Annotated in this window: 12 protein-coding genes; 2 read left to right on the forward strand and 10 right to left on the reverse strand. The window is 74.1% G+C overall.

Annotation, left to right across the window (positions count from 1 at the left end; all coding sequences use genetic code 11):
* Positions 1-6: 6 nt before the first annotated feature.
* From ACFYWQ_RS33395 to ACFYWQ_RS33440, 10 genes are all read right to left on the reverse strand, one after another.
* Complete coding sequence (locus ACFYWQ_RS33395) at positions 7-1,365, reverse strand: macro domain-containing protein (RefSeq protein WP_389521716.1); 1,359 nt, start codon at positions 1,363-1,365, stop codon at positions 7-9.
* 176 nt (positions 1,366-1,541) lie between these two features.
* A complete protein-coding gene (locus tag ACFYWQ_RS33400) occupies positions 1,542-2,387 on the reverse strand; it encodes an endo alpha-1,4 polygalactosaminidase (protein WP_389521718.1) in 846 nt (281 codons plus the stop codon).
* Positions 2,388-2,443: 56 nt separating this feature from the next.
* The gene (locus tag ACFYWQ_RS33405; RefSeq protein WP_389521719.1) at positions 2,444-3,106 is read right to left on the reverse strand and encodes a spherulation-specific family 4 protein; all 663 of its coding nucleotides are present in this window, start codon (positions 3,104-3,106) and stop codon (positions 2,444-2,446) included.
* A complete protein-coding gene (locus ACFYWQ_RS33410; protein WP_389521721.1) occupies positions 3,103-3,999 on the reverse strand; it encodes an NAD-dependent epimerase/dehydratase family protein in 897 nt (298 codons plus the stop codon). Before ACFYWQ_RS33410 ends, ACFYWQ_RS33405 begins: the two co-directional genes overlap by 4 nt.
* 7 nt (positions 4,000-4,006) lie before the next feature.
* Complete coding sequence (locus ACFYWQ_RS33415) at positions 4,007-4,720, reverse strand: sugar phosphate nucleotidyltransferase (protein WP_389521723.1); 714 nt, start codon at positions 4,718-4,720, stop codon at positions 4,007-4,009.
* 72 nt (positions 4,721-4,792) lie between these two features.
* Positions 4,793-5,794 (reverse strand): GDP-mannose 4,6-dehydratase, encoded by a 1,002-nt coding sequence (locus ACFYWQ_RS33420; RefSeq protein ID WP_389521724.1) that lies wholly within the window; start codon positions 5,792-5,794, stop codon positions 4,793-4,795.
* Positions 5,795-6,043: 249 nt separating this feature from the next.
* A complete protein-coding gene (locus ACFYWQ_RS33425; protein ID WP_389521726.1) occupies positions 6,044-7,468 on the reverse strand; it encodes a hypothetical protein in 1,425 nt (474 codons plus the stop codon).
* Positions 7,465-8,979 (reverse strand): GT4 family glycosyltransferase PelF, encoded by a 1,515-nt coding sequence (pelF, locus tag ACFYWQ_RS33430; protein WP_389521728.1) that lies wholly within the window; start codon positions 8,977-8,979, stop codon positions 7,465-7,467. Before pelF ends, ACFYWQ_RS33425 begins: the two co-directional genes overlap by 4 nt.
* A 954-nt stretch (positions 8,980-9,933) precedes the next feature.
* Positions 9,934-12,087 carry a hypothetical protein gene (locus ACFYWQ_RS33435; RefSeq protein WP_389521730.1) on the reverse strand — a complete coding sequence of 718 codons (2,154 nt, stop codon included), beginning with the start codon at positions 12,085-12,087 and terminating at the stop codon, positions 9,934-9,936.
* Positions 12,088-12,521: 434 nt separating this feature from the next.
* A complete protein-coding gene (locus ACFYWQ_RS33440; RefSeq protein ID WP_389521731.1) occupies positions 12,522-13,046 on the reverse strand; it encodes a hypothetical protein in 525 nt (174 codons plus the stop codon).
* A 544-nt stretch (positions 13,047-13,590) separates the two neighbouring features.
* Between ACFYWQ_RS33440 and ACFYWQ_RS33445 the strand changes: the two genes are divergently transcribed.
* Together ACFYWQ_RS33445 and ACFYWQ_RS33450 are read left to right on the forward strand one after the other, a co-directional pair.
* A complete protein-coding gene (locus ACFYWQ_RS33445; RefSeq protein ID WP_389521733.1) occupies positions 13,591-15,642 on the forward strand; it encodes a phosphocholine-specific phospholipase C in 2,052 nt (683 codons plus the stop codon).
* Between the two features lie 83 nt (positions 15,643-15,725).
* Positions 15,726-16,559, forward strand: a complete 834-nt coding sequence (locus ACFYWQ_RS33450) for a phospholipid scramblase-related protein (RefSeq protein ID WP_389521735.1) — start codon at positions 15,726-15,728, stop codon at positions 16,557-16,559.
* The last annotated feature ends 192 nt before the right edge of the window (positions 16,560-16,751 follow it).

Consider the following 16,751-nt stretch of genomic DNA (forward strand, 5'->3'; position numbering starts at 1 on the left):
GTCGGCTCACTCATCGGCGTACCGCCCGGTGCCGTCGAGGCGTTCCACGAACCGTGCCACGTCCCAGATGCGGATCCGTTCCAGGGACGAGGTGCGGACGACGATGCGCAGTTCGGGCGCGACGGGGGTGCTGCGCGACGCCCGCAGGAAGGTCTCGATGATCATCCGTATGGATTCCTCGTCGCCGAGCCCGTCGATCCGGGCGAGCCGGGAACCGACGAGCGGGACGGCCACCGGCTTGTACAGGCCGTGCACGGTCACCGACTCCCACAGCCGGTCCAGCGCGGCGCGCAGCTGGTCCTTGGTGCCGCGGGTGACGAGGTCGTTGCCCTGCCGGCAGTAGACGGTGGCGAAGATCCGTCTGCCGGGCAGCGGCAGCGGGACGACCGTGCCGACCGGGTAGCGCACGCGTTTGCCGCGCGGCTTGTCGCGGACGTTCTCCACCCCGGAGGGGGTCACCCCGCGCAGTGCCTTGCGCAGCCGGCGGTCCAGGTCCTCGCGGCTGCCGCCGTACACCCGGTGCAGCAGCTGGCCCTGCACGCTGTCCCGGCTGATGACGACGTCCTCGTCGGTCGAGGTGTCGAAGGTGTCGCCGAACCCGACGACGACATTGGCGTCGTCCTGGTCGAACAGGTCGCCCCGCTTGACCACGATCGTGGTGCGCAGCGGCCGGATCTCGTGGCGCAGCACCTCGTCGCCGTGCCGGGCCCGCAGGCTCTCCCGCAGGGCGTGCAGCGCGCGGGCGGCCTCCGGGTCGCCGGGCGCCTCCCGGGCCAGTGACTCGGCGATCGGCAGGGCCAAGTGCAGTTGCCCCAACTCGGCGTGCACGCGGACCAGTTCGCGGCGGGCCGTGTCGTACAGGTCGGTGAGCCTGCGGACCAGGGGCCGGGCGAAGGGGGAGGTGGCCACCTCCTCGAACGGGGTGCCCCGCCACAGGCGCAGCGCCTCGTTCAGCATCGCCGCCGCGTGGCCGGGCGCCGCGTGGGTGGCCTGGTTCACCAGCCGTTCGAACTCCAGGCGGTCCAACTGGTTCTGGTCCAGCACGAGCCGGTACGCCGACACCGGGTCCCGCCCGGTGAGCGACTGCTCGGTGCGTAACAGGCCGGCCTGGTCGCCGGGTGGTCCGGCCGCCATGGCGCGGCGCAGTTCGTGGACCCGTTTCTGTACCTCCGTGCGGTGCAGGCGGGTGATGCGCAGGCCGGGCGGGGCTCCCCACAGTTCCGCGTAGAGCCGCCCGGCGGGAATGGTGTCGCCGTCGGCGGCGACGAGGCGCAGCAGGAGTTTCACGGCCTGCGGCGAGAGGCGGACGCGCGCACCGTCGAGTTCGAGACACGCGGAGCCGAGGACCTTCACACGAATGCGCACCACATGGTCTCCAGGTGGCCGGTCTGCCTGCCCGTCCCCCAGACGCGGGCAGGGACGGAAGTCTATAACCTGCCAATGGCATAAATGAGGGTCCTTCGGTGGATCGATCGACAGAACGTGCGTTCCCGTCACAAGGGACTCAGCCGTCACCTCGCCGGAGGACGCGACCACCCGCGTCAGCAGGGCTTGCGCCACACCCCGAGTTCCGGCTTCTTCCGCATCGACGACAGCCCCAGCCGCCGCGCCTCGGGGCAGAAGGCGGCCGTCGGCTCGGCGTACTCCACGTGGAAGACCGCCTTGCCGGCCTCGATGAACGGGGTGAGCCGCCCGCACTCGTCGTACTGCGCGCACTCCTCGTTGACCGCGAAGTCGAAGTCGGCCAGCAGCTGCGGGATCTGGGGGAGGTCGTTCTTCAGGCCCACCGCCATCCCCCGCTCGTGGGCGAGAGCGGCGATCATGCGGTTGTAGCGGAGCTGGTCGCCGGCGGTGAGCGGGAAACCGGTGTCGTCGCCGTAGCCCTCCACCAGGTCGGGCTCGACCGCGTCGAAGCCCTTGTCGCGGCACATGTCGAAGCGCCGTTCCATGAGGGGGCGCAGCACGGAGATCCGCCGGATGTCCAGCCAGCGCTCGCCCTCCCAGCCGTTGGGCCCGCCGAGCACCGAGCGGGGGAACGCGTCGGCGTCGGGCCGGAAGTCCTCCCAGGCACCCACGTTGACGTAGCAGATGACCTTGCGCCCGGCGCGGTGCAGACGGGCGACGTCGGCCGCGGAGTTCTCGAAGCCGTCGATGTCGTAGACGGGCACGTCGGCCGACGGGTCGACCGGGCCGTCGAGCTGCCACTGCCAGGCCAGTCCGGGGCGCGGCTGCCAGCGGGCCTGCGCCGTGCCGCGCCCGTCGGCGGACCGGCGCGGGCCGTCGGGGCCATCGGGACCGTCGGGGCCGTCCGGGCCGGAACAGCCGGTCAGCGTCCAGGCCGCGAGCGCGGCCAGCAGTGTCACGTACGCCAGTGCCCTGCTTCTCATCCCTCCGCTCCTCATCCCTCCGTTCCTCATCCCTCCGTTCCTCATCGCTCCGCTCCTCATCGTTCCGTCCCGTTCAGCGCGGGCGTCAACGTGGCCCAGGGGTTGGGAAGGTGTCCCGTCACGGGCCCGCAGACCGCCGCGCCCCGCTCGTGCGCGGTGCGCACGGCGAGCGGGACGAGCGCCCGCGGGACCCCGTAGACCAGGTGGCACAGCCGGCCGGGCGGGTGCCGGGCGGTCCACGCCGGCCGGCTGAACGCCGAGACGTACGTCGACCAGGGACCCTCGAAGGTGACGGTCAGGTCGGCGAGGCGGGCGTACCCGGGCGCCGGGTGCACCCCCGGGTTCAGCACGACCGTCCCGGCCCCGAGCCGGCGCACCGCCCGCACCAGCCGGCGGCACGCGGGCAGCCCCTCGGCCGTCGCCGTGACCCGGTCGAGGAAGCAGCCGTCGGCCGCGTACCACTCCCGGTGCCGGCGGACGTCCTCGCTCACCTCGGCCCGGCCGCGCACCCCGTAGTCGGTGTCGACGTAGCCCAGCAGCCGCCCCCCGGCCGCCCGCAGCGCCGCGGCCGCCGCGGTGAACGCCGGGTCGGGGCGCTCGCCCGGCCCGTTCGCCGGGTTGAGGACGACGCCGTAGGTGTCCGGCGCGGCGGTGATCAGCCGGTGCCAGGCGCCCGGGTCGTCGGCCGGGTGGACGTAGAGCGGGACCAGCAGGCTCAACGGTCGCCTTCCCACAGGGCGGCCAGCGCCTCCTCCAGGGAGTGCGCGGGCCGCCAGCCGAGGGCCGCCTCGGCGGCGGTGATGTCGGAGCACTGCCACGACACCTCCGCCGACCGGGCCGAGCCCGCCGGACCCTCGGCGTCCTCCTCGATCCGGCCCCGGAACCCGGCCCGCCGGGCCAGGCCGTGGACCAGCTCGCGCACCGGGACGGCCCGGCCCCCGCCGACGTTCAGGACCGGCGGCAGCGGACCCGGCGCGGTGACCGCGAGGGCGACGGCCCGCGCCACGTCCCGTACGTCGACGAAGTCGCGGTACGCGGACAGGTCCCCGAGCCGCAGCACCGCGTCCGGGTCCGGCCCGGCGGCGCGCAGCAGTCGCCGGGTCCGCCCGGGCAGGCCGGTGGACGGCGCCCCCGGCCCCACCGGGTTGCCCACCCGCAGCACCACCGCGTCCAGGCCGGACGCGGTCACCGCGGCCGTGCCGGCGAGCTTGGTCGCGCCGTACGGTCCGGCCGGCCGGGTGGCCGCCGACTCCGTCACGGTGAGGCCGGGCGTGCCGGGGCCGTACTCGGCGGCCGAGCCCAGGTGGACCAGGCGGACCGCGGGAGCCGCCTCGCGCAGTGCGGAACACAGCACCGCGGGCCCGCGGGCGTTGACCTCCGCGAGGGTCACGGCGTCGCCGCCGGTGGCCCCCGCGCAGTTGACGACGGCGTCGGGGGCCGCCGACGCCAGCGCCTTCGCCAGCCGTGCGGGGCGGACGGTGGCGAGGTCGACGGGGAACGCGGCGGCGGACGAGCGGCCGGCGCCGAGGACCGTCACACCCGGCAGGGCGGTCAGCCGCCCGGCGACGTGGGCGCCCAGGTAGCCGGTGTGACCGAGGACGAGGATGCGCATGCGGTGCTCAGGCTCCCTTGAGCAGAAGCGACTTGCGGGTGGTGAACTCGGCGTTGGCCCGGTCGTAGTCGTCCGGGCGGCCGATGTCCAGCCAGTAGCCGTCGAACGCGTAGGCCTGCGGCGGTCTGCGGTCCCGCAACAGGTCGAGGACCAACTCGTCGAAGCCGAGCGGCAGCCCCGGCGTGTACCCCTCCAGCGTCGCGCGGGACAGGCCGTAGACGCCCATCGAGACGCGGTAGTCCATGCTCGGCTTCTCGGTGAACGCGACGACCTTGCTGTCGTCGGTGGTCAGCACCCCGAAGTCGATGCTCACGGTGCGGGCGTACGTGGCGATGGTCAGCGGCGCGCCCGACTCCCGGTGCCGGCGCAGCACGTCGGCGTAGTCGAGGTCGGTGAGGACGTCGCCGTTCATCACCAGGAACGTCTCCGGCAGCCGGTCGCGCAGGTTCAGCAGCGGGCCCATGGTGCCCAGCGGGCTCTCCTCGGTGGCGTAGTCGACGGCCATGCCCCACTGGGAGCCGTCGCCGACGTAGGCCCGGATGATCTCGCCGAGGTGGCCGATGGCGAGGGTGCAGCTGGTGAAGCCGGCCGAGGCGAGCTGGCGCAGCACGATCTCCAGGATGGCGTGCTGGTCGCCGATGGGCACGAGCGGCTTGGGCAGCGCGGTGGTGTACGGACGCAGCCGGACGCCCTTGCCTCCCGCCAGGATCACTGCGTGCATGGGGCTCCTCCTTCGTGGATGTGCTTCGGACGGACCGGATCTATGGGATGTATCGGAGGGACCGGACGGGGGTCAGATGTTGTAGATGCCGGTCTTGTAGCGGGCCAGGTTGGCCGGGTCGCGGAAGAACTCCACCGTGCGGGCGAGCCCGTCCTCCAGGGTGTGGGCGGGCTGCCAGCCGGTGGCGGCTGCCAGCCGGCTCGCGTCCGCGACCAGCCGCATCACCTCGGAGTTCGCGGGCCGGATGCGGGTGGCGTCCTCCCGCACGTCGAGGGCGGTGTCCATCACCTTGCCGATCAGTGCGACCAGGTCCCCCACGGAGATCTCGCCACCGGTACCGGCGTTGAAGGTGCGCCCGACGACCCGCTCCGCGGGCGCGGTGCCCACCGCGAGGAACGCCCGCGCGGTGTCCCCGACGAAGGTGAAGTCACGGGTGGGACGCAGGTCGCCCAGGGTGATCGTGCGCTCCCCGGCGGCGACCTGGCCGATGACGGTGGGGATGACCGCCCGCATCGACTGGCGCGGCCCGAAGGTGTTGAACGGCCGCAGCGTCACCACCGGCGTGCCGAAGCTGGCGTGGTAGCTGTCGGCCAGCCGGTCCCCGCCCGCCTTCGACGCGGCGTACGGCGACTGGGTGTTGATCGGGTGGTCCTCGGTGATCGGCACGGTCTGCGCGGTGCCGTACGTCTCGCTCGTGGACGTGTGCACCAGCCGGGGCGTGCCGAGGGCACGGACCGCCTCCAGCACGTTGAGGGTGCCGGTGACGTTGGTGTCCACGTAACTGTGGGGCGCCTGGTAGGAGTACGGGATCGCGATCAGCGCGGCCAGGTGGTAGGCGGTGTCGGCGCCGTCGAGCAGCCCGCGGACCGAGCCGGGGTCGCGGACGTCGCCGAGGACGACCTCCACCTGGTCCAGGACGTCCGGGTGCAGCGTCTCCAGCCAGCCGTAGGAGGAGAAGGAGTTGTACTGGGCCATGGCCCTGACCCGGTGGCCGGAGGCGACCAGCGCCTCGGTGAGATGGGAGCCGATGAAACCCTCGGCTCCGGTGACGGCGGCGAGCGGTGCGGAGGTCAACTCGGTGGTCCTTTCGGTCGGTGGAGGGGAGGAGCGGGGTGGTGGTGCGGGGTGACGGTGCGGGGCGGTGGAGCGGGTCGGTCCCAGGGGCAGGGGGCCGGGCGGTGCGGATCGGTGCGGATCGGGGCGAATCGGGGCGGCGGCTGTGGTGGTGGCGGCTGTGGTGTGGTGGCGGTGGCGGTAGCGGTGTGGCGGTCGAGGTCGAGGTCGAGGTCGCGGTGGCGGCGGTGCGGGGCGGGGCGGGTGGTCTCAGGCGTGCGCGGACGGGCGGCCCAGCAGCCGCAGCGCGCACGCCGTCAGACAGAGCGCCGCGGCACCGCAGCCGAGCGGGAGCACGGCCGGGCCCGGTGGGAGGTGCAGGAGGACGACCGCCCCGGCACCGCCCGCCGCCGTGAGACAGATGGCGGCCGACGGCCAGGCCGCCCCGAACGCCTGGAGCAGCAGCGCGGTCCACAGGGCCGCCGCCAGGGGCAGTACGACGGCGGGTTCGGCGCCGGTGAGCAGGGCCGCCGGCAGCAGCGGCAGGAGGTAGGCGGTCAGGCACAGGCCGAGGACGCCGGCCGAACGCAGCCGGAACCCCGCCGGGGTGACGGCGGCGCGCAGCGCGGCCACCGACAGCCCCCGGTAGCGGTACAGCAGCCACTCCGCCGGGCCCATGCTCACCGTCAGCACGATCACCGCGTACGGCTCCCGCTCTCCCGCCAGCAGCACCAGCACCCCCGCCGCCAGCCCGAACAGGCCGTACGGCAGGGACCGCAGCACGGGCGGCCGGCCGGCGCCGGGCACGGCGGGCGCGGCGAGCGAGGCCCGCAGGGCGTGGCCGGTGACGGCGAGGACGGCGAGCAGCGCCAGCAGCGGGAGCCCCGCCCGCGGCCACGGGCCCGGATCCGCCCAGGGCAGCACGGCGGCACCGGCGACCAGGGGAGCGAGCGCGGCCGCCAGCAGCCGTTCCCGGCCCAGGACGAGCAGCACGCCCGCCGCCGCGAGGTACGCCGACTGCGCGGCCGCCACGAGTGTCACCGGCCCGCCCCCGGCGGGCAGCGCGGCGGCCGCCGTGGCGATGACGGCCCCCAGCGGCGCGCCCACCAGGAGGGTGCGGCCCGCCTCCCGCGGCCCGGTCGCCCTCCGCAGATGGGCGCGGTGGCCCAGCGCCTGCCCCCACGCCCAGGACACCAGCCCCGCCACGACGAGCACGGCGGTGTGCCGGCCGGCGTCCCACAGCGGCGCCGTGAGCAGGTAGGCGAGGCCCGGCAGCGCGAACAGCACGCCCCGCAGCAGACAGCGCACGGTGTCCGGGCGCCACGGATCGGCCGCCGGCGGCGGATCGGGGAACGTGCGCGGCACCCGCTCGTACAGCGCGGCGGCGAGCGAGAACAGGTCCGGGTGGCCGTACCGCTCCTTGATCACCGAGCCCGGCAGGCCCTCCGCCTCCAGCAGCGCGGCCACCTCGTAGGGGTGGACGGCGGGCCCGATGCGGTCGGCGAGTTCGGCGGCGAGGGCGCTGACCGCCTCCTCGTCCGGTCCGGTGCCCGGCAACCGGATGGCGAGGGTGGTGTCGTCCAGGGCCCAGCGCGGGCGGCGGCGCGGCGGGCGCGGCGGGCGGGTCCCGGCGAGGCGGAGTGCGAGCGTGTCCTGTTCGGCGCCGCCCGGTTCGAGGGAGATCGGGCCGCTCATCCGGCGAGGCTCCCCGTGACCGTCGGGACCGCTCGCTCGACGCGGACGTCGCCCGCCGGCACGCCCCGCCCCACCGTGGGCAGCTCCTGGTAGATGGACCGGAAGGTGTCGACGGTCTGCCGCAGGGTGAACTGCTCGATCACCCGCAGCCGCGCCGCCTCCCCCATCGCCCGCCGCCGCCCGGGGTCGGCGAGCAGTTCCAGCGCCGCCGCGGCCATCGCCGCCGGGTCGCGCGGCGGGACCACCAGCCCGGTGTCGCCGACGGCCTCCCGCACCCCGCCCACGTCGGTGGAGACGGTCGCCCGGCCGCACGACATGGCCTCGATGAGGGTGAACGGGAACCCCTCGCTGATGCTGGAGAGCATCACGACGCTGCCGGCCGCGTAGGCGTCCTTGATGTCGTCGACGCGGCCCTCGAAGGTGACGGCGTCCGCGTGACCCAGCTCGGCGGCCAGCGCCTCGCACCGCTCCCGGTAGGCCTCACCGCCGCGCGGTGTCCCGCCGAACAGCCGCAGCCGGGCCTCGGGACGACGGGCCCGGACGAGGGAGAAGGCGCGGATCAGGGTCTCCAGGTCCTTGATCGGGTCGACCCGGCCTGCCCAGCTGAGGGTGGGTGCCTCCGGCTCGGGCCCGGCCGGCGGGAAAGCGGCGGGGTCCACGCCGTTGTAGACCGTGCGGATCGACTCCGGGGCGGCACCGCCCTGTTCCTCCCACAGCCGGTTGTAGCGGTTGCCGGGGGTGATCAGGGCGGCCCGGCGGTACGTCTCCTCGGCCAGCAGCCGGAAGAAGCCGAGGACGACCGCCTTCACCGGCCAGCGGTAGGGGGCGGTGCGGTAGCCGAGGTAGCGCTCGCGCAGATAGACGCCGTGCTCGGTCAGCAGCAGGGGGACGCCGTGCCGTTCGAGGGCGGCGAGGCCCGGCAGGACGGCGACCCCGCCGCTGACCGCGTGGGCGACTCCGGTCTCCGGCGGCGGCGCCGCCAGCGGGCGCAGCGCGTGCTCCAGCAGGGCGGTCGCGGTCAGCGCGTCGTGCACGGTCGGCCGGGCCTCGCGCGCCGCGATCCCGGGCCGGTTCCAGACGGCGGTCAGCAGGGCGACCGCCCGGTCGCCGCGGAGGAAGGCGCTGAGCCCGCCGTCGGCGGCCGACCGCGCCATCGTGTACAGGGCGGGCGCGAAGCCGCCCTCGGCGCGCGGGTCGAGGAGCGCGGTGAGGAACTCCTCGTAGGCGGCGGCGAGCCGGTCGCGCGGGCGGCCGCGGGGCGGGCGGCCCTCGGGCGGAGCGCCCCACATCGGGACGGAGAGCACGCGTGAGACGTGCGCGGGCAGCTCCCACACCAGGGGTTCGCGGCCCGTGCCGGTGACCGCGACGACGTCGAAGCCGACGTCGGGCATGCCCTGCACGAGCTGGTCGCACCAGACGCTCACGCCGCCGTGACTGTGCGGGTAGGTGCCTTCGGTGAGCAGGGTGACGCGCGTTGCGCCGGGGCGTCGCGCGCCGTGGGGATCGTGCATCGGTGTGCTCCACGGCCGAGGTGTGGGGTGGTCCGCGCCGGGCCGGTCGCCCGACGGCGGTCGGCTCCCGGGGGAACCGTTTCGCCTGTGGTGGTCCCGGCCTGGGTGGAGAGCGGCCGGAACCGGTGGATCGGAGGGTCTGCCGACGACCGGTCCGACATCGGTTCGAGGTCGGCCCGAGGTCGGCCCGAGGTCGGCCCGACGCCGGTTCGATGTCGGTCCGACGCCGGTCCGTCAACCGGCCCGACGCCGGTCCGTCGACCGGCCGAGGGCCGGGGCCGTCGGCGAACGCGGGCCGGTCCGCGGAGCGGTTCGCGGACCGGCCCGCCGGCGGGGTCTGTGAGCCGGCGGACCGCGGACGGGTCCGTGGACCGGTGCATCGGCGGGGCCGGTGGACCGATCGGCGGACGGGTGCGTGGGCCGGTTGGCCGACGGTCCGTGAGCCGGTCTGCCCACGGTCCCCAGCCCGGTCCGTAGCCCTGGTCTGCCGACCGGTCCGTGGGGCCGGTCCGCCGACCGGCCCGAGTCTGGTCCGTTGGTCGGTCCGAGCCTGGGCTGCCGACCGGTCCGAGCCCGGTCCGCCGACCGGTCCGCTGGCCGGTCCGTAGCCTGGGCTGCCGACCGGTCCGAGCCTGGTCCGTTGGTCGGTCCGAGCCCGGTCCGCCGACCGGTCCGAGCCTGGTCCGTTGGTCGGTCCGAGCCCGGTCCGCCGACCGGTCCGAGCCCGGTCCGTCGACCGGTCCGAGCCCGGTCCGCCGACCGGTCCGTAGCCCGGTCAGCAGACCAGCCCGAGAAGCCCGGTCGGCAGACCGGCCCACGGACCGGCCGCCGACGGAGGGGCCGACCGGCTGCGCGACCGGCCATGGACCGGCGCCTGCCGGTGGCCGCCGGCGCCCGCCCGACCGGCCTCCCCCCGGCTCCCGGACGCGCCCGGGAGCCGGGGGGAGGCAGGCCTCAGTCGCGCGTCGTGTACGGCACCTGCCGGGTCACGCCCGCCGGGACGCGGGTGTCCGGTGCGGGCGCGGTGACCTCGGCGGACGCGGTGGCGGCGGCGGACGCGGTGCCGGCGGCCGGTTCGTCGGCGGCGTCGGCGGTGGCCGGGAGGGCGAACGTGAGCGGGGTGCCGCCGGCCGGCGTCCACCCGGACACCGCGCCCGCGTAGGCCTCCCCGAAGGCGGCGCCCGCCAGGGTCGTACCGGTGGGCAGGGTCGCGGTGAGCGCGAGCCCGTCCGGGGCCTCCACGGTCACGGTGTCGCCGATGCGGTAGGCGGTCACCTGCCCGGCATCCAGGGCGGCCCGCCAGGCGGCACGGCGCTGGAGCTCGATGCCGATGTCCTTCATCCGCAGGTTCACCACGGGGGTGTCGTCGGCGAACAGCGCGGCGTAGCCGTCGAGGACGCCGTCGAGCACCGGGTAGGCGATCCGGTCCTCGGCCAGGTTCGACTGGTGGATGAAGTGCGGCTTCGGGTCGTTGGCGAGGACGTGACCGAGGGCGATCCGGGTCTCCAGCGGCACGATGTGCTCGGTGTAGCCGGTGGCCGGGTCGAGCGGGGCCGCCAGACAGGTCGTGGTGGCCGGGTTGTCCTCGCAGATGCCGCTGCCGCCCTGGGCGCGGCTGGTGTAGATCCAGTTGTACTCGTCGACCTGCTCGGCGGCGCGCCCCGCGTTGTAGAAGACGTTCACCGGGTAGCGCGGCACGGTGGTGGCGGTGCCGACCGCGCGCTGGCCGGGCTCACGGGAGTTGTCCGAGCCGAGCCAGGCGACGCCGTTGTCGGCGAGGGCGAGCGCCAGGTTGGGGTTGTCCTCGGTCTGCTGCGGCAGCACCTTCATGCCGGAGTGCTCTCCGGTGACCAGCTCGTCGTCCTCCAGCGGCAGTCCGGCCGTCTCGCCCCAGACCCGGTTGGTGGCGATCTCGTCGGAGATCTCGGCGCGGCTCACCCACTGGACGGTTCCGTCGGCATCGGTGGCGCACCGCCAGGGCACGACCGTGGTGTCCTGCACACAGCCGAGGAAGGCGTGCGTGTAGGTGTGGTTGATCCAGCGGAACTGGTTCCGGTCGGCGACCAGTTCGTCGGCGAGCAGGTCGACGCCGCCGTTGTCCTCCCGGTGGTCGACGCTGCCGGCGCCGTTGTAGGCGAAGTCGAGGGTGAAGCCGTGCTCGTTCTGCCAGGAGACGGCGTGGTCGACGTCCTCGGGGGTCATCCGGATCGGGTCGGGGGTGGCGTTCGGGTCGGTGCAGTCGACGTCGCCGGGCGTGCAGTTGAGGGTCGTGTTCCAGCGGTCGTCGGCGGCGAACACGTCGTCGACGTGCACGGCGAAGTAGTTCCGTGAGGCGCCCAGGTGCACGCCCTGCGTCGCCCACTCGACGATGCCGCGGGCGAGCAGCCGGAACTGCTGCTGGTACTGGTTGTATACGAAGGTGACGACCAGCTCGCGCCGCCCGTCGTGCCGGTACTCGCCCACCAGCGAGCCCCGCGTCGTCCCGCCCGGGACCGGGGCGTCCACGTACGAGGTGAAGTCGGCGCCGGTCGCGGGCGTCGACAGGTAGGCGTAACTCTCGCCCACGGCCGGGTCGTTGTCCTCGAAGGGCACGGCCCCGTCGAGGTAGCCGAAGGGGCCCGCCTTCCCGGCGGCCGTGACCGACGCCTCCGTCCCGTCGAGGCTGCCGGAGTAGCCGCCGTACACCGGGTACTGCAAACCCGCTTCCGGACGCGCGTAGGTGTAGGCGTCGACCTGGGGCACGGCGTACGTCCGCTCGTAGTCCGCGAGCGCCGTCATCTCGGTGGAACCGGCCGCGAACGGGTTGTCGTTGGGCAGCACGACCGCCTGGAACCTGGCCCGCGGCCGGCCGTCCACCGTGTCCGCGAGGAACCCGGCGTCGATCACGGTCCGGTCGGACCGGGTCAGGTCGATCTCGGTGTACGGCGTTCCCGCCGCGTCGAGTTCCGCCGCGATGGCGTCGGTCGACGGGCCGCCGTCGCTGACCACCAGTACCCGCAGGTCGACGCGGGGTGCGGTGGTGTCGGCGTGGGCCGTGCCGGCCGGCAGGCCCAGCGCGGCGATGAGTACGCCCGCCGTCAGCACGGCGGTGCGTATGGTCCGCTTCATGCGGTGAAGTCCCCCTCCCGGGCAGGGGTGGACACGGCTCCCACGGCTCCCGTGGAGCGGACGCACCCCCTTGCGCGACGCCGGCGTCCCCCTCAGAAGCCGGTCGTCGACGCATCCGTCGCGTCACATGGTGATGGCTGTGTGTAGCTTTTGCGGTCATGCTGCGAAACATGACGGAAAAGCGCAGGTGTCCATCAGGGCTTTTTCGGAACGGAGTTGAGCGTTCGGTCGCCCGTCGGGGCGAGGGGTGTGCGACGGGCGCGAGTGGTGTGTGTGCAGGTCCGGGCCGTGTGCGGTGCTCCGGCGGGTCGGTCGGGTCCGCCGGGCGCGGTGCCGGTGGTCCACACCGCGACGCGTGACTGATCGCAGACTGCTTTCGAGTCACCACGGGCCTTGCCGGGTGGGGCGCCGTCGGCCCGGACCCCGTCGGGCCGTCAGGCGCAGAGCACGCGGGTCTCGGGGGTGTACACCGGACCGCCGCTGACGCTCGTGGTGTCGCTGAACTCGGCGTAGAAGTACGAGTAGAAGCCGACGTTGCCGTTGCAGCCGGAGTCGGCGGCGATCTGGAGCGTCAGCGTCACGGTGCGGCTCTGGCCGGGCGGGACGGTGGTGCCGTAGTTGGCGCCGAGGTCGGCGGGGCCGGTCCCGGAGCAGGGGGTGGAGCCGGCGGCCGTGGTCAGGGCGCAGCCGGTGAAGGAGTACTTCAGGTCCGGGCGTTGGGTGGTCAGCCACGTGGGGTCGATCGTCTGGTACACGAACCAGATGTCGTAGGTCTTGTTGTTGGTGAGCGTCATCGACAGGTTCACCGTGCCGCCGGGCGTGGTGGTCGCGGTGTCGGTGGCGAACGTCAGCTCGGCCGGCGCGGGGTCCGCGCTCGCGCTGGGGGCCAGGCCGAACACGGCCAGTACGACGGCGAGGACGGCGCTGAGGCCGAGACGTCTCATCAGTGGTGATCGCATGGGCCGGGAGGCTAGGCAGGCGGCGAGTCCGCCGTCTGCACCGCGGGTTGCCTCTGTGGCGCGGATCGGCTGGAAGTGTGCGTCATGTGAGGAACGTGTGAAGGGACGTTTCCCGCGTGCTACGGGGCATGCGGGGCGGACGGCGGGAAACGCGGCGCCCCGGCGGTATTTGGCGCGTACCGGACCGGTGGGCCGCCCCCGCGGCCGGGCCGGCCCCCGGGGCATCTCGGCCATCCGCCGATTTCCGGCCCGCCCGGCCCCGCTCGCCCCTCCCGCCCGGCCCCACTTGCCCTACGCCCGGCCCGCGTTCGGCCCGCGCCGGACCCACCCCGCGCCCCCCGCACCCCCCGTACCGCCGCCCGTCACATCGGCGCCATGCGGCCCTTCCCTGGCGTTGCGCGCCCCTGGAACACTCCTAGGTCCTGGCGTCCCCTTCCCGTCTGCCCCGCGACGACGGGAAGGTGACGCCAGGACCCAGCGCGCGCACCCCGTCACGGCACCGGCCGGCCGTGGCCCTCCCCCTGGTACGAGAGGTCCCTCACCCATGCCCGAAGTCAACCGGCGCCGCTTCCTCCGGATCGCGGGTGCCACCACGGCCTTCAGCGCGCTCGCGAGCAGCATCGAGCGCGCCGCCGCCCTGCCCGCGAACCACCGCACCGGGTCGATCGAGGACGTCGAGCACATCGTCGTCCTCATGCAGGAGAACCGTTCCTTCGACCACTACTTCGGTACGTTGCGGGGCGTGCGCGGCTTCGGCGACCCGCATCCGGTCACGCTGCCGAGCGGCAAACCGGTGTGGTACCAGTCGGACGGCACCCAGGACGTGCTGCCCTTCCACCCCACCGCCGACGACCTCGGCATGCAGTTCCTGGAGGGCCTGCCCCACAGCTGGCCCGACGGCCAGGCCGCCTACAACGGGGGCCGGTACGACCGGTGGGTGCCGGCGAAGGGCACCACGACCATGGCGTACCTCACCCGTGAGGACATCCCCTTCCACTTCGCCCTGGCCGACGCGTTCACGGTCTGCGACGCCTACCACTGCTCGTTCATCGGCTCCACCGACCCCAACCGGTACTACCTGTGGTCCGGCCACACCGGCAACGACGGCCTGGGCGGCGGACCGGTCCTCGGCAACGACGAACTCGGCTACGACTGGACGACGTACCCCGAGCGCCTGGAGCGGGCGGGCGTCTCCTGGAAGATCTACCAGGACGTCGGCGACGGTCTCGACGCGAAGGGCTCCTGGGGCTGGATCCAGGACGCCTACCGCGGCAACTACGGCGACAACTCGCTGCTGTACTTCAACGCGTACCGCGACGCGCAGCCCGGCGACCCGCTGTACGACAAGGCCCGCACCGGCACCGACGTCAAGAACGGCGACGGCTACTTCGACCGGCTGCGCGCGGACGTGCGGGCCGGCACGCTGCCGCAGGTCTCCTGGATCGCCGCGCCCGAGGCCTTCTCCGAGCACTCCAACTGGCCCTCGAACTACGGCGCCTGGTACATCTCCCAGGTGCTGGACGCGCTCACCTCCGACCCGGAGGTGTGGGCGAAGACCGCCCTGTTCATCACCTACGACGAGAACGACGGCTTCTTCGACCACCTGGTGCCGCCGCTCCCGCCGGAGTCCGGGGCCGGGGGCAGGTCCACGGTCGACGTCTCGCTGGACCTCTTCGCGGGCAGCGCGACCCACACGGCCGGCCGCTACGGGCTCGGCCCGCGCGTGCCGATGCTCGTCGTCTCCCCGTGGAGCAAGGGCGGTTACGTCTGCTCCGAGACGCTCGACCACACCTCGGTCATCCGGTTCATGGAGCGCCGCTTCGGGGTGCGCGAGCCGAACATCTCGCCCTGGCGGCGCGCCGTCTGCGGCGACCTGACCGCGGCCTTCGACTTCGCCCGCACCGACACCCGGCTGGTCACGCTGCCCAACACCGGCGGCTACGAGCCCCCGGACCGCGAGCGTCACCCCGACTACCGTCCCGTGCCGCCCGCCGAGGGCGCCCTTCCCCGGCAGGAGCGCGGCTCGCGGCCCACCCGCCCGCTCCGGTACGCGCCCGCCGTGGACGGATCGGCCGACGCCGCCGCGGGGACGCTCACGCTCACCTTCGCCTCCGGCCCCCGGGCCGGCGCCGCCTTCCTCGTCACCTCCGGCAACCGCACGGACGGGCCGTGGACGTACACCACCGAGGCCGGCAAGAAGATCTCCGACACCTGGGACCCGGCCGGCTCCGACGGCACCCACGACCTGACGGTGCACGGCCCGAACGGTTTCCTGCGGGTCTTCAAGGGCGCCGGTAAGCAGGCGGGATGCGAGGTGGTCGCCCGGCACGTCGGCGACGGGCTGGAGCTGACCTTCACCAACCGGGGCTCGGGCACCGCCGCCTTGACGGTGGCGGACGGCTACGGCGGCCGTACGACGACCGTCCGAGTGCGGGTCGGGGCGGTCCTCAAGCGCACCGTCGACCTGGGCGCGAGCCGGCGCTGGTACGACCTCACCGTCACCTCGGACGCGGACACGGCCTTCCTGCGTCGGTTCGCCGGGCACGTCGAGAACGGCCGGCCCGGCGTCAGCGACCCGGCCATCGCCACGGATTGAGGGCAATGCGCTGGTAAAGGGCGGGTGAACACCGCATCGTGGGGACTGGTCAGGTCCTGGTGGGCTCGGGATAGTGTGCCCCGGTGACCACGCATTCGAACACACCTGCAGGTTGGTACCCGGACCCCCACGGAGCGGTGCGGACCCTGCGGTACTGGGACGGCACCCAGTGGACCGAACACACCCACGCCGACCAGCAGGCACCGGCGCCGGGGCAGCCCCCGGCCCAGGTGCCCGCGCAGCCCGCCGGGCCCGACCCGCGCGTGCAGCGCCAGGTGCAGCAGCAGGCCGGCGTCGCGGCGAGCGGCGCCGGCGGCGGCACGCTCTTCAGCGAGCCGGTGCTGGTGGTGAACCAGAAGGCCAAGCTGATCGAGCTCACCAACGAGTACACGGTCATGGACCAGCAGGGCAACCAGCTCGGCTCGGTCGTCCAGGTCGGGCAGAGCGCGCTGCGCAAGGTCCTGCGTTTCGTCGCCAGCATCGACCAGTTCCTGACGCACAAGCTGGAGATCCGCGACGCGTACGGGCAGCCGGTGCTGCTGCTGACCCGGCCCGCGAAGGTTTTCAAGTCCCGGGTGATCGTCACCCGTCCCGACGGGCAGCCGGTCGGCGAGATCGTCCAGCAGAACGTCTTCGGGAAGATCAACTTCTCGATGACCGCGAACGGGCAGCAGGTCGGCGCCATCAAGGCCGAGAACTGGCGGGCCTGGAACTTCGCGATCGTCGACCACGCGGACAACGAGGTCGCCCGGATCACCAAGACCTGGGAGGGCCTCGCCAAGACCCTGTTCACGACCGCCGACAACTACGTCCTGCAGATCCACTACCAGCTGCCCGAGCCGCTGCTGAGCCTGGTCGTCGCCACGGCGCTCACCGTGGACACGGCGCTCAAGCAGGACTCGCGCGGGTTCGGCTGACGGCGCCCGCCGCCCCGCCCCCCGGCCCGGCGGCCGACTCCTGGAGCGGGGCGGGGCGTCCCGGCCCGCCCGGCTGCCGGGGCAGCAGCACCGGCTCGGGCGAGGCGGTGCGCGGCTCCAGCACCAGCACCACCGCCACCGGATGCCCCTCCCCACCGACCGGTGCCGGCTCCGGCACCGCCACGGCGGCCA

The sequence above is a fragment of the Streptomyces sp. NPDC003247 genome (assembly GCF_042888135.1).
Classification (GTDB): Bacteria; Actinomycetota; Actinomycetes; order Streptomycetales; family Streptomycetaceae; genus Streptomyces.

Coding starts and splice junctions, on each gene's coding strand:
- ACFYWQ_RS33400 (WP_389521718.1), bottom strand. CDS start 2,387: ATGAGAAGCAGGGCACTGGCGTACGTGACACTGCTGGCCGCGCTCGCG.
- ACFYWQ_RS33445 (WP_389521733.1), top strand. CDS start 13,591: ATGCCCGAAGTCAACCGGCGCCGCTTCCTCCGGATCGCGGGTGCCACC.
- ACFYWQ_RS33410 (WP_389521721.1), bottom strand. CDS start 3,999: ATGCGCATCCTCGTCCTCGGTCACACCGGCTACCTGGGCGCCCACGTC.
- ACFYWQ_RS33435 (WP_389521730.1), bottom strand. CDS start 12,087: ATGAAGCGGACCATACGCACCGCCGTGCTGACGGCGGGCGTACTCATC.
- ACFYWQ_RS33440 (WP_389521731.1), bottom strand. CDS start 13,046: ATGCGATCACCACTGATGAGACGTCTCGGCCTCAGCGCCGTCCTCGCC.
- ACFYWQ_RS33425 (WP_389521726.1), bottom strand. CDS start 7,468: ATGAGCGGCCCGATCTCCCTCGAACCGGGCGGCGCCGAACAGGACACG.
- ACFYWQ_RS33415 (WP_389521723.1), bottom strand. CDS start 4,720: ATGCACGCAGTGATCCTGGCGGGAGGCAAGGGCGTCCGGCTGCGTCCG.
- pelF (WP_389521728.1), bottom strand. CDS start 8,979: ATGCACGATCCCCACGGCGCGCGACGCCCCGGCGCAACGCGCGTCACC.